Below are 12,546 nucleotides of genomic sequence, written 5' to 3'. Positions count from 1 at the left end.
CCCGGTGACCAGCGAGCCCGCCGCCGTCATCGAGACGACGACGACACTGGATGCGCTTGCAGTGCTTCAAGAAACGCTGGACAAGGTGTGGTCCGACCACTCCATACCGGGTTCGGTGCAGATGTCGATGGATTTGGCCGTCGGAGAGGTCGCGGGCAACATCATCGAACACGCGGCCGCCGGGAGGTCGGTGCCGCTGCGGATGGAGGTCAGCGTCACCCGCGGTGAGGTGCGCGCCACCCTCATCGACGGCGGCAAGCCGGCGCGGATCGACCTGACGAAGATGTCGCTGCCCGACGAGCTCGCCGAGAGCGGCCGTGGCCTGGCCATCGCACTGGAGGTGCTCGACGAGTTGTCCTACCGCCGCGACAAGGCCGGCAACCGCTGGACGCTGGTGTCGCGGCTGCCCTGACCCCGGTCAGGGCCGAAAGGTGACGCCACCGTCGACGCTGATGGTCTGGGCGGTGATGAAACTGCCGTCGTCGGAGAGCAGCAGGGCGGCCATCGCCGCGACGTCGTCCGGGGTGCCGAATCGCGACTTGATCATCTGGCGGGCACGGGTCTGCTCGACAACGCCCTCGGGCATGGGCTGCTGGTCGAACTTGTAATGCCAGATCAACCCGGGCGCGATCGCGTTGGCGCGGATGCCCTTCGGACCGTACCTGCGGGCGATGTGTCGCATCAGCGCCAACTCGGCGGCCTTGCTCATCGCGTAGGACACGCGAGTGCCGGCACCGTTGTAGGCGTCGATGGACGCGGTGAACACGATCGAGCCGCCGCCGCCGTCGATCATCGGGGGAATCGCGTGCTTGGCGCAGATGACGAAACCCCTGGTGTTGACGCGCATCACCTCGTCGAAGGCGTCGAGTGGGAGTTCGACCACGCCGCCTGGCAAATACGCGTCGGCGGCGTTGGTGAAGTTGACGTGCATTCCGTCGAGCCTGCCGAAGGCGTCGACGGCCAGCCTCACGATCGCGCCGACGGAGTCCTCGTCGGAGCCGTCGAGGGGTACGCCGCGGATCCGCTCGCCCGTCGGGTCGAGCTCGTCGACGATGCGGGACACCAGGTCGCCGTCGAGATCGCCGATGACCAGGCGCGCACCCTCGTCGGCGAACCTGCGAGCCAACCCGTTGCCGATGCCGCCGAGTCCGGCGACGAGGACGACCTTGCCCTCGAGCAGTCCTGCCACGGCTTCCGATAATCCCTGATGCACCGGCCCGCCGGCCATGTACTGGGCGGCCGCACACGAATCGAGGCAGAATTGCGGCAAATGTAACGGTTTGATATAGGCTGCCCCCCGTGGGGCGACACTCCTTAGCCAAGAAGCGACGCAAAACGCCGCTTGGTGTGGTCGCGGCCATCGCTCCGGTTGCGGTCTTCTTCGCGATGGAGGGACAGGGACACTCCTCCCTCGAATCCCTCGAAGAAGTCCGCGCCGCCGAGCCGGTCGAGAGCGCTGCACCTTCGGAGATCACGAGCGTCGAGATCGTGGCCGCGGCACCGACCGCGCCACTGCCTGAACCGAATATCGCGCAGGTGGGAATGAACTCGGTGCCGGACCAGATGGTCACGGCGTCGCGCTATCGGACCGTCGACCGGGCGTTACCCGTCGGCGTCGCGCCGGAGCGTGGGCTGCAGGTCAAGACGATTCTGGCGTCGCGCGCGATCAGCGAGGCCTTCCCGGAGATCCGCAGCATCGGCGGGGTACGGCCCGACGCGCTGCGGTGGCATCCCAACGGACTCGCGCTCGACGTGATGATTCCCAACCCGAGCAGTGCCGAAGGGATCCAGCTCGGGAATGAGATCGTCTGGTTCGTGCAGCGCAACGCGAAGCGCTTCGGCATGCAGGACGCGATCTGGCGGGGTGTCTACTACACGCCGGGCGGTGCGCAGTCGGGTGGCTACGGGCATTACGACCACGTCCACATCACCACCACCGGCGGCGGCTATCCCGACGGAGACGAGATCTACCTCCGCTAGATCGCCGGGAGACCGGGCGAACTCCACCGCTCCTCCCATCCGGCGGCGCTCGCCCGGCGAGCCGTCACTGCCTCCCGACGCCGAAGCGTCTCCGTATCAGTTCGCCCACCGATCCGGTCGCGTCAGTCTGGTGCTGATCACCGGGCGCCGCGGGTGGCGGAGGCGGCGGTTTCCCCACTGATACCTTGGTCGGTTTTCCTTCGTCGGCAGTCGACATGATAGGCAGCCCTCCTTGCTTGAGGCGCACGTCGACCATACCGCGGTACCGGCTCGGAGGCGACGCCGATCGTCGATTGGCTCGTTCGAATTGCCATGTCACCAGATATATTTCGGTTGGCTAAGGATAATCCGTTTACGGATAGTCGTAACGTAATCGCCCTGGGGGCCACCCGGATGCGGTGCGAGGAGTGCGGGACGTGGTTCTATGCGCGTGCCGACGCCCGCTACTGCCGCGGGTCCTGTCGTCAGAAGGCATAGCGGGAGCGAGTCCATCGCTCGCGGTCGGGCACAGGATGCGCGCCATGCCGCAGCCGAGGTGCACAAGGCGTTGATCCGTCAGAATGCGCCGCGGCAACACATCACATGGAGCCGATGACGGGAATCGAACCCGCGTATTCAGCTTGGGAAGCTGATGTTCTGCCATTGAACTACATCGGCCTTGGTGATCTCGGAGATTAGCACCCGGAGCCGATACGCTCATCGCGTGCTGCTCTCCGACCGCGACATCCGTGCCGAAATCGCCGCCGAGCGGCTGAGCCTCGACCCGTTCGACGACACCCTCATCCAGCCGTCGAGCATCGACGTCCGGCTGGACAGCCTCTTTCGCGTCTTCAACAACACGCGCTACACCCACATCGATCCGGCCAAGCAGCAGGACGAGCTCACCAGCCTCGTCGAGCCCGCACCGGGCGAGCCGTTCGTGCTGCACCCCGGCGAGTTCGTGCTCGGCTCGACGCTGGAGCTGTGCACCCTGCCCGACGACCTGGCCGGCCGGCTGGAGGGCAAATCCTCGCTCGGCCGCCTCGGGCTGCTGACCCACTCGACGGCGGGCTTCATCGACCCGGGCTTCTCCGGCCACATCACCCTGGAGTTGTCGAACGTCGCCAACCTGCCGATCACCCTGTGGCCGGGCATGAAGATCGGCCAGCTCTGCCTGCTGCGGCTGACCAGCCCCGCCGAGCACCCCTACGGCAGCGCGCAGGCCGGTTCGAAGTACCAGGGCCAGCGCGGACCGACGCCGTCGCGGTCGTATCAGAACTTCATCAGCTCCAGCTGACGCGGGGCCAACGCGCGAAACCCGCGGTGAGCAGTCGGTAACCGCCGCGAAACACGAAACATTCCGGAAACACGCTCGCCCCCCGGCCGAAACCTTCGGCCGAAATGCTCTTCCCCGACTGGGAGGGAGCCCCCATGGACGCGATCGATCCTGCCGCTACTGCCTGGCTGCTGGCCGCCACGGCGATGGTCCTGCTGATGACCCCGGGCCTGGCCATCTTCTACGGCGGCATGGTGCGCACCACCGGCGTGCTCAACATGATCATGATGTGCTTCATCTCGATCCCGCTGTGCACCGTGGCCTGGCTGCTGGCCGGCTACAGCGTGGCGTTCTCCGAGGACGCCGGCGGCGGTCTGGTCGGCAATCTCGCCCACTTCGGGATGCTCGGCGTGGACCCTTCCACGCTGCGCGGCGCCGTGCCCGAACTGCTCTTCGCCACCTTCCAACTGACCTTCGCCATCGTCACCGCCGCGCTCGTCAGCGGCGCGATCGCCGACCGCGCCCGATTCGCGGCCTGGATGGTGTTCGTGCCGGTGTGGACCGTCGCCGTCTACGCCGTCGTGGCGCACTGGGTCTGGGGTCCCGGCGGCTGGCTCTTCGAGTTCGGCGCGCTGGATTACGCCGGCGGCTTGGTCGTCGAAATCGTCTCGGGCGCCTCGGCTCTGGCGCTCGCGCTGGTGCTCGGCCCGCGCATCGGGTTCAAGAAGGACGCGATGCGCCCGCACAATCTTCCCTTCGTGCTGCTCGGCGCGGGACTGCTGTGGTTCGGCTGGTTCGGGTTCAACGCGGGTTCGGCGCTGGCCGCCAACGGGACCGCGGCCGCGGTGTTCCTCAACACGCTGGTGGCCGGCTGCCTCGGCATGCTCGGCTGGATCACCGTCGAACGCATCCGCGACGGCAAGCCCACCACCTTCGGCGCCGCCTCCGGTGTCGTCGCCGGCCTGGTCGCCATCACGCCGTCCTGCGGCACGGTCAACACCCTCGGCGCGTTAATCGTCGGCCTGGCGGCCGGGATCGTGTGCTCGTTCGCCGTCGGCCTGAAATTCCGCTGGAACTACGACGACTCGCTCGACGTGGTGGGGGTGCACTTCGTCGGCGGTGTGGTCGGCGTGCTGCTGATCGGGCTGATCGCCACCGAGGTGATGACCGGCGGACCGTCCGGGCTGTTCTACGGCGGCGGGCTCACCCAACTCGGCAAGCAGTCGCTGGCGGTGGTCGTGGTCGCCCTGTACGCCTTCGCAGTCTCCTTCGTGCTCGCCAAGATCATCGACCGGGTGATGGGCTTCCGGGTCAGCGCCGACGACGAGACCACCGGCGTCGACTTCTCCCAGCACGCCGAGACGGCCTACGCCGAGGGCGTGCACGGGCACGTCCCGACCCGGCGGCCGACCCCGGGCGGCTTGGGTCCCATCGAGGCGCCGCAGCGCGCCGAGACGGCCGACGACAACTGAACGGACGGGCGCGCTCGGTCGTTGACACGAGTAGGGTTTGGCCTACCGGCGTCGGCAGCACCCGTGCCGTCCACGGCCGGCCAGGCTTATCGCTCTGCAGCAAATGTGTGTCGGGGTGTAACGCGCATGCTGCTCAGGACGATTAAGTACTAGTCGTCGGCTCGTGTGGGATAAGGTGTCGCACGCCGACCTAGGAAGCGTAGCAAACACTTTGGAGGGGTCAGTGGACATCGTATTAGGTGTGTCGATGACACCTACGACGGTCCGCATGGTGCTGGTCGAAGGCGAGAAGGCCGACGGAGCGACCGTCGACCACGACACCTTCGACATCACCGCCAGCGAAGGCTCGAGTGCCGCTGCGGCGGTGGTCGATGCCGTCTTGGGCACCAAGGAGAGCGCCGAAGCGGGCGGCCATGATCTCAAGGCCATCGGCGTCACGTGGAGCGACCACGCCGAGGCCGGGCAACTGCGGGAGGCGTTGTCCGCTCGCGGTATCGACGACATCATGCTCGTCTCCGACGGCCATGCAGCAGCGGCTCTCGCCCAGGCCGTGGGGCGTGCCATCGGGTACGCCACCACCGCGCTGTTGTTCATCGACCGCGACACCGCCACCCTCTCGGTGGTGCAGACCGACGACGGGTCGGTCGTCAAGGTGCTCAGCCGCACCCTGCACGGCGGTGACGCGATGGCCGTGCTCGCCGAGATGGCCGCCGCCGTAGACCAGCAGGATACCCCGCCCCAGGGCATGTTCGTCGTCGGCTCCGGCGTCGACGTCAGCTCGGTCAAGGACCATCTCGCACACCTCGTCAGCCTGCCCGTGCAGGCCCCCGACGAGTCCGAGCTCGCGCTGGCCCGCGGCGCCGCCCTGGCCGCCGCGCACGCGCCGGCGTTCGAGGCGTCGACGGTCGGTCTGGCCTACTCACAGGATCCCGACGGCACCACCGCGGGTTCGGCGTACGCCGGATTCGCGGCCGCGGAAACCCAGCTAAGGCCCGTCGGCGGCGACGGCGCCTACGTGGACGCCTACGAGCCGCAGACCGACCTGACGCCCGCGGCCGAGAAGGGCAAGCCGTTCCTGCTCGTCGGTAGCGCGTTGACGTCCGTGTTCGTGGTCGGCGTAGTGGCACTGGTCATTTCGCTCGCGGTGAGCATCCGGCCGACCGCGGACCAGCGGCCGAGCCCGGCCGAGAGCGCGATCGCTCCGAGCAGCGTCGTACCGGCAGCGCCGCCGCCGGTGCAGGAGGCGTTGCCGCCGGTCCAGCCGCCGCCGCCGTCCGCCGAGACCATCAAGGCGCCGGTGCCCGTCGTGCAGCAGCAGCCCGCACCGCAGGCTCCGCCGCGGAGGGTCTTCGTGGAGTCCGCGCCCGCTCCTGCGGCACCCCCGCCGGCGCCGGCCGCACCGCCGCCGGCGCCCGTCGCGCCGCCGCCCGCCCCGCCCGTCGTGGCGCCCGCGCCGGTTCCGGTGTACGTGCCGCCGGTGGTGACGCCGCCGCGGTACTACCCGCGGCCGCAGTACCCGTGGACGCCGCCGTGGCGGCCGTCGCCGCCGACGTGGGAACCACCGACGCCGACATGGACCCCACCCAAGCCGACCTGGACCCCGCCGAAGCCCACCTGGACTCCGCCGGAGCCGGAAGCTCCTGAGCCACAGGAACCGCAGTACCCGCAGCAGGTGCCGTCGTGGCAGAACGGTGGGTCAGGCTCGGGCGGCTATCCCGGCAGCGGCTACCCCGGTTCCGGATCGGGCTCGCGCGGCTCGGGTGACTACGGCTCCGGCGGCTCGTCGAGTCGTGGTGGCGGCTCGAACTGCTTCCTGATCTTCTGCAGTTAGCCGCTCGTAACCTGTCGTTGGCCGGGCGTCTGGTGTCGCGTAGCGGTTAGCTCATCGCGGCTGCCTATAGAAGCAGTATGCGCTGCACCGTTTTCGGCACGGGTTATCTGGGAGCCACCCACGCGGCCGGGATGGCCGAACTCGGTCACGAGGTGATCGGCGTCGACATCGACCCCGGCAAGGTGGCCAAGCTCGCCGCGGGCGACGTCCCGTTCTACGAGCCCGGCCTGTCGAAGTTGTTGCGCGACAACATCGCTGCCGGGCGGCTGCAGTTCACCACCGACTACGAGACCGCGGTCGAGTTCGCCGACGTGCACTTCCTCGGTGTCGGCACGCCGCAGAAGAAGGGCGAGTACGGCGCCGACCTGCGCCACGTGCACGCGGTGATCGACACCCTGGTGCCGCGGTTGCGGCGGTCCGCGGTGATCGTCGGCAAGTCGACGGTGCCGGTGGGCACCGCCGCCGAGCTCGTCGGCCGCGCACGTGCGCTCGCACCGGCCGGTGTCGACGTCGAGGTCGCGTGGAATCCCGAGTTCCTGCGCGAGGGGTTCGCCGTGCACGACACCCTGCATCCTGATCGCATCGTGCTTGGCGTGCAGCCGGATTCGGTTCGCGCCGAGGCCGCGGTGCGTGAGATGTACGCGGCATTGCCCCCCGCCGACGTGCCCTTCCTGGTGACCGATCTGCAGACTGCCGAACTGGTCAAGGTGTCCGCGAATGCCTTCCTGGCGACCAAGATCTCGTTCATCAACGCGATCGCCGAGGTGTGCGAGGCCGTCGACGCCGACGTCACCATGCTCGCCGACGCGCTGGGCCACGACCCGCGCATCGGCCGTCGGTTCCTCAACGCGGGACTGGGCTTCGGCGGGGGCTGCCTGCCCAAGGACATCCGCGCGTTCATGGCGCGCGCGGGCGAGCTGGGCGCCAACCACGCGCTGACGTTCCTGCGTGAGGTGGACAGCATCAACATGCGCCGTCGCACCCGGATGGTGGAGCTGGCGACGACGGCGTGCGGCGGGTCGCTACTCGGCGCCAACGTCGCGGTGCTCGGCGCGGCGTTCAAGCCGGAGTCCGACGACGTGCGCGACTCACCCGCGCTCAACGTCGCCGGCATGCTGCAACTCAACGGCGCCACCGTCAACGTCTACGACCCCAAGGCGATGGAGAACTCGCGGCGGGTGTTCCCGACGCTGACGTACGCGACGTCGGTGCAAGAGGCCTGCGAGCGGGCCGACGCGGTGCTGGTGCTCACCGAATGGCGGGAGTTCGTCGACCTGGATCCGGTCGACCTTGCGCCGACGGTGCGTGCGAAAGTCGTTGTGGACGGCCGTAACTGCCTCGATGTGGAGCGGTGGACAGCGGCTGGCTGGCGGATGCACTGCCTGGGTCGCAGCCCGGCGGTGGTCCACCCGTCCGGGTTCATCGATCGGCCTGTTTGAGCATCCCCTCGAAGCCCTGCCACAGCAGCATGAACACCAGCTCCACGACGCGTTCGCGGGGCACGTCGCGATTCTCGTACCACCACCGCGCCACCCCGTCCGTCGCCGATTGCGTTGCGCGCGCGAGGATCCACGCCGCGTCGTCGAGCGTGATACCCCGCAGCGACGTCGCGTCGCCTGCGCCGAAGCGGATGAGGTCGGCGATGCTGGCGGTGCCGCGGTCGGCGATCTCGCGGCACACCTCGGCGATCTCCTCGTCGGCCGGCACGTCCTGATGCAGGACCCGCCAGATGAACGGGTCCTCCTCGACGAACGCGAAGTAGTTGGCGATGCTCGCGCGGACCATCTCCTCGACCGACGCGCCCTCCAGGCGCCGCAGTGAGCGCTCGCGCAACTGCTGGCCGTGCTGCTGAAGCAGCGTGATGTGCAGCGCGCGCTTGGAGGCGAAATGGTCGTAGAGCACCGAGGGCACGACGCCGGCGCGGGCGGCGATGTCCTGCATCTTCGCCGCGTTGTAGCCGTGCTCGGCGAACACCTCCACCGCGGCGTCGAGGATGCGCAGCCGCCGCTCTTCGGCGGGTATCCGCCTCCTTGCCATACCGAATACTAATTCGGTAGGCTCGCGACACCGTACCGAACCGCTATTCGGTTACCAGGAGTGCTCCAGATGGAACCCGATCTCGGCCGTCGTCGCACCGGGCCGGTCCGGCAGCGGATCCGCTGGCTGGCGGTGCACGGGTTCGTCCGTGGCGCCTCGAAGCTGCTGGCGCGCCGCGGCGACCCGCAGGGCCGGCTGATCGCCGACCCGACCGTGCGGGCCAACCCCGTCCCGTTCACCGAGGAGTTGCGCGCGCGAGGGCCGATCGTCAAGGCCGCCGCGGTGCACATCACCGTCGACCACGGTGTCGTCAACGACGTGCTGCGCTCCGACGACTTCCGGGTGCTGTCCATGGGCTCGAATCTGCCCAAGCCGCTGCAGTGGGTGGCCGACCGCACCAAGACCGGCCTGCTGCACCCGCTCGAGCCGCCGTCGATGCTGTCGGTGGAACCGCCCGAGCACACGCGCTACCGCAAGCTGGTGTCGTCGGTGTTCACCACCAGAGCCGTTGCCACGCTCAAGGATCGGGTTGCCGAGACCGCCGAGGGGCTGCTCGACGGGCTCGCCGACGCGGGCACCGTCGACGTGGTCGAACGGTACTGCTCGCAGCTGCCGGTGGCGATCATCAGCGACATCCTGGGGGTCCCGGACGAGGCGCGGCCGAGGGTGCTCGAGTTCGGCGAGTTGGCCGCGCCCAGCCTGGACATCGGGCTGACGTGGTCGCAGTACCGCACGGTGTACCGCGGCATCGAGGGCTTCAACGACTGGCTCGCCGCCCACCTCGACGAGCTGCGGCGCAACCCGGGTGACGATCTGATGAGCCAGCTGATCGCGGCGTCGGACGAAGGCGCGAAGCTCAACAAGCAGGAACTGCTGGCCACCGCCGGACTGGTGCTGGCCGCGGGGTTCGAGACGACGGTGAACCTGCTGGGCAACGGCATCCGGATGCTGCTGGAGCATCCGCAGCACCTCGAGACGCTGGCGGCCAGGCCCGAGCTGTGGCCGACCGCGGTCGAGGAGATCCTGCGGCTCGACCCGCCGGTGCAGCTGACTGCGCGGATTGCCAAGCAGGACACCGAGATCGCGGGCAGGCCGGTGCGGCGCGGCGACGGTGTCATCCTGTATGTGGCCGGGGCGAACCGCGACCCGAACGTGTTCGACGACCCGCACCGATTCGACCTCGAGCGGGCCAACGCTGGCAAGCATCTGTCGTTCTCCGGCGGCAGGCACTTCTGCCTGGGCGCGGCGCTGGCGCGTGCCGAGGGCGAGGTCGGGCTGCGCACCTTCTTCGAGCGTTTCCCCGACGCCCGGCTCGCCGGCGCAGGCAGCCGACGCGATACCCGGGTGCTGCGCGGGTGGGCTTCGCTGCCGATCACGCTGGGAGAAGCCAGGGCGCCGATCAGTTCGCGGCCCTGATTCGGAGGCTTTCGCGTCGAGTATTGAGTAGGTTCGTATCGTGGATTTCCGAGCGGCGCTGCTCGACCAGACCCGGTCCTTCGGGGAGCTGATCCGCAGTGCAGACCCGTCGACCCCCGTCCCGACCTGCCCCGACTGGACTCTCAAACAGCTCTTCCGGCACGTTGGCCGCGGAAACCGTTGGGCCGCACAGATCGTCGCCGAGCGGCTGTTGGAGCCGCTGGACCCGCGCGACGTCCGTGACGGCAAACCGCCCGAGGATCCGGACGGCGCCGTGGACTGGCTCGTCGGCGGGGCGGAGGCGCTCATCAAGGCCGTCGATCACGTCGGTTCCGACTGCCGGGTGTGGACGTTCCTGGGCGCCCGGCCTGCGGGGTGGTGGATCCGCCGGCGGCTGCACGAGGTGGAGGTGCACCACGCCGACGCCGCGCTGGCCCTCGGCGTCGACTACGACCTGCCCGCCGATCTGGCCGCCGACGCGATCAGCGAGTGGATCGAGTTGATGACCGTGCGGGCCAAGCGGAGCTCGCCGCCGGTGGAGCGCGGCCGAAAGCTGCACCTGCACGCCACCGACGACGGCCTGGGCCCCACGGGCGAGTGGACCATCGTCAACGACGAGGACGGGGTGTGGTGGTCGCACGAGCACGGCAAGGGTGATGTCGCGCTGCGCGGGCAGGCCAAGGACCTGCTGCTGGCGCTCGTCCGCAGGCGGGCCGTCGCCGATGGCGGGGTAGAGGTGTTCGGGGACACCGCGGTCTGGGACGGCTGGCTGGACCGCACCCCGTTCTAGGCTTACGGCATGCGGGGCATCATCCTGGCCGGCGGCGCGGGCACGCGGCTGTATCCGATCACCATGGGCGTCAGCAAGCAGCTGGTGCCCGTGTACGACAAGCCGATGATCTACTACCCGCTGTCCACGCTGATGATGGCCGGGATCCGCGACATCCTGGTGATCACCACCCCCGACGACGCCCCCGCGTTCCACCGAGTCCTCGGTGACGGTTCGGCCTTCGGTATCAACCTCGACTACGCCGTGCAGGATCGCCCGGAGGGGCTTGCGCAGGCTTTCCTCATCGGCGCCCGGCACATCGGCAACGAGCCGGTGGCGCTGGTGTTGGGCGACAACATCTTCTACGGCCCCGGTCTGGGCACCAGCCTGCGCAGGTTCCACAACGTCAGCGGGGGAGCGATCTTCGCCTACTGGGTGGCCAACCCGTCGGCCTACGGTGTCGTCGAGTTCGCCGCCGACGGGACCGCGCTGTCCCTCGAGGAGAAGCCCGCCACGCCGAAATCCCATTACGCGGTGCCCGGTCTGTACTTCTACGACAACGACGTCGTCGAGATCGCCCGCGGGCTGAAACCCTCGGCGCGAGGCGAACTGGAGATCACCGAGGTCAACCAGACGTACCTGAACCAGGGCCGGCTGCGCGTCGAGGTGCTCGCCCGCGGCACCGCGTGGCTGGACACCGGAACCTTCGACTCGCTGCTGGACGCCAGTGACTACGTGCGCACCATCGAGCGCAGGCAGGGGTTGAAGATCAGCGTCCCCGAGGAGGTCGCGTGGCGCGTCGGGTTCATCGACGACGACCAATTGGCCGCGCGCGCAAAGACTCTGCTCAAGTCCGGCTACGGCGCCTACCTGTTGGAGCTGCTCGAGCGGTAGCCGTCACGACCGTCAGCTCCACGCTCAGACCTCCGTCGGCGACGAAGTCCTGCCAGCGCGCGACGACGTCGTCCTCGAGCGCTTGCCGGCGATCCTCGTCCGCCGCCAGGACGAGCCCCGCGATGGGGGTGACTCGAAGGTACTGCCAGAGAAATTCGTCGGGCGGCGGTAGGCGCAACGTCCTCGTGGCGCTCTGGACGCTCACATCGTGAAAATGGGCGGCGTCGATCAATCCGCGAAGCGCGGTTTCGTCGAGCGAGAAGACGGTACGTAGGAAGCCGGGGAGAGCGGGGTCGATGTGGCGACCCAGCGCCTCGCACATGATCTCGAACAGTGCCGGCATCGGTGCGGGCACGTTGACGGCGAGGCGCCCGCCCGGTGACAGCACCCGGCGCATCTCACCCAGCGCTGCGAGTCGGTCGGCGAAGAACATCAGCCCGAGCTGACACAGCGCCAGGTCGTAGGACTCGTCCGGCAGCGGAAGAGATTCGGCGTCGCCCTGACGCCAGTCGATCGGCGCGCCGGACGGTGTGGAAGCGGCTGCGGCGACTTCCAACATCTCCGGCACGAGATCCACCCCGACGACTTTTCCGTTCGCCCCGACCCGTTCGGCGGCCAGCCGGGTGACGACGCCGGTTCCGCACGCGACATCGACGACGAATTCGCCGGGCTCGGGCGCGGCCGCCTCGATCAGATCGGCGGCAAGTGGCGCGGGGATGAGGGGGACGAAATCGCGGGCGTAGTTCTCGGCCTCGGTGCGCCGGAGGCCACGGTAGTCCAGATGTCGAGTCATAGGGCGACGCTACGAAGGCGACGGCGTGGGCCGCATCGACCGAATTCACCATTTCGCCCGCCCGGCGCCGTGGTCCGTTCTGACCACGATGGCCCGAGC

Annotated in this window: 12 protein-coding genes and 1 tRNA gene; 9 read left to right on the top strand and 4 right to left on the bottom strand. The window is 68.9% G+C overall.

The annotated features are described in order from the left end of the window. Positions 1–4 precede the first annotated feature (4 nt). Entirely contained in the window at positions 5–412 is a 408-nt protein-coding gene (locus tag ABGB19_RS11410; RefSeq protein WP_347686051.1) for an ATP-binding protein, read from the top strand. Positions 413–418: 6 nt separating this feature from the next. Here ABGB19_RS11410 and ABGB19_RS11405 read toward each other — a convergent pair whose 3' ends face one another. Next, positions 419–1,189 carry an SDR family oxidoreductase gene (locus ABGB19_RS11405; protein WP_347686050.1) on the bottom strand — a complete coding sequence of 257 codons (771 nt, stop codon included), beginning with the start codon at positions 1,187–1,189 and terminating at the stop codon, positions 419–421. Positions 1,190–1,299: 110 nt separating this feature from the next. On the opposite strand from ABGB19_RS11405, the gene ABGB19_RS11400 reads away from it, so the two are divergent. Further along, the gene (locus ABGB19_RS11400) at positions 1,300–1,980 is read left to right on the top strand and encodes a hypothetical protein (RefSeq protein ID WP_347686049.1); all 681 of its coding nucleotides are present in this window, start codon (positions 1,300–1,302) and stop codon (positions 1,978–1,980) included. Positions 1,981–2,563: 583 nt separating this feature from the next. On the opposite strand, the gene ABGB19_RS11395 is transcribed toward ABGB19_RS11400, so the two are convergent. After that, positions 2,564–2,637, bottom strand: a tRNA-Gly gene (locus ABGB19_RS11395). 46 nt (positions 2,638–2,683) lie between these two features. Here ABGB19_RS11395 and dcd point away from each other — a divergent pair. The 4 genes from dcd (at position 2,684) to ABGB19_RS11375 (ending at position 7,977) form a co-directional block, all read left to right on the top strand. Then, positions 2,684–3,256: a dCTP deaminase gene (dcd, locus tag ABGB19_RS11390; RefSeq protein ID WP_347686048.1), complete on the top strand. Its 573-nt coding sequence runs from the start codon at positions 2,684–2,686 to the stop codon at positions 3,254–3,256. A 134-nt stretch (positions 3,257–3,390) separates the two neighbouring features. Next, a complete protein-coding gene (locus tag ABGB19_RS11385) occupies positions 3,391–4,707 on the top strand; it encodes an ammonium transporter (RefSeq protein WP_347686047.1) in 1,317 nt (438 codons plus the stop codon). A 223-nt stretch (positions 4,708–4,930) separates the two neighbouring features. Further along, positions 4,931–6,538 (top strand): hypothetical protein, encoded by a 1,608-nt coding sequence (locus ABGB19_RS11380; protein WP_347686046.1) that lies wholly within the window; start codon positions 4,931–4,933, stop codon positions 6,536–6,538. A gap of 77 nt (positions 6,539–6,615) precedes the next feature. Beyond that, complete coding sequence (locus ABGB19_RS11375) at positions 6,616–7,977, top strand: UDP-glucose/GDP-mannose dehydrogenase family protein (protein WP_347686045.1); 1,362 nt, start codon at positions 6,616–6,618, stop codon at positions 7,975–7,977. On the opposite strand, the gene ABGB19_RS11370 is transcribed toward ABGB19_RS11375, so the two are convergent. Then, positions 7,958–8,575, bottom strand: coding sequence for a TetR family transcriptional regulator (locus ABGB19_RS11370; protein WP_347686044.1), 618 nt, complete (start codon positions 8,573–8,575; stop codon positions 7,958–7,960). The genes ABGB19_RS11375 and ABGB19_RS11370 overlap by 20 nt on opposite strands. Positions 8,576–8,644: 69 nt before the next feature. On the opposite strand from ABGB19_RS11370, the gene ABGB19_RS11365 reads away from it, so the two are divergent. From ABGB19_RS11365 to rfbA, 3 genes are read left to right on the top strand one after another with little or no spacing between them, the layout of a single operon-like run. Further along, positions 8,645–9,991, top strand: a complete 1,347-nt coding sequence (locus ABGB19_RS11365; protein WP_347686043.1) for a cytochrome P450 — start codon at positions 8,645–8,647, stop codon at positions 9,989–9,991. Positions 9,992–10,031: 40 nt separating this feature from the next. After that, positions 10,032–10,781, top strand: a complete 750-nt coding sequence (locus ABGB19_RS11360) for a maleylpyruvate isomerase family mycothiol-dependent enzyme (protein WP_347686042.1) — start codon at positions 10,032–10,034, stop codon at positions 10,779–10,781. 9 nt (positions 10,782–10,790) lie between these two features. Then, complete coding sequence (rfbA, locus tag ABGB19_RS11355; RefSeq protein ID WP_347686041.1) at positions 10,791–11,654, top strand: glucose-1-phosphate thymidylyltransferase RfbA; 864 nt, start codon at positions 10,791–10,793, stop codon at positions 11,652–11,654. Here rfbA and ABGB19_RS11350 read toward each other — a convergent pair. Continuing rightward, positions 11,608–12,447 carry a methyltransferase domain-containing protein gene (locus tag ABGB19_RS11350; protein WP_347686040.1) on the bottom strand — a complete coding sequence of 280 codons (840 nt, stop codon included), beginning with the start codon at positions 12,445–12,447 and terminating at the stop codon, positions 11,608–11,610. The genes rfbA and ABGB19_RS11350 overlap by 47 nt on opposite strands. Positions 12,448–12,546 lie beyond the last annotated feature (99 nt).

Origin of the sequence: Mycobacterium sp. B14F4 (assembly GCF_039871645.1) — a bacterium.
In the GTDB taxonomy this organism is placed as follows: Bacteria; Actinomycetota; Actinomycetes; order Mycobacteriales; family Mycobacteriaceae; genus Mycobacterium.
The sequence above is the reverse complement of the archived record's forward strand: the minus strand, read 5'-3'. Positions and strand labels throughout refer to the sequence as shown.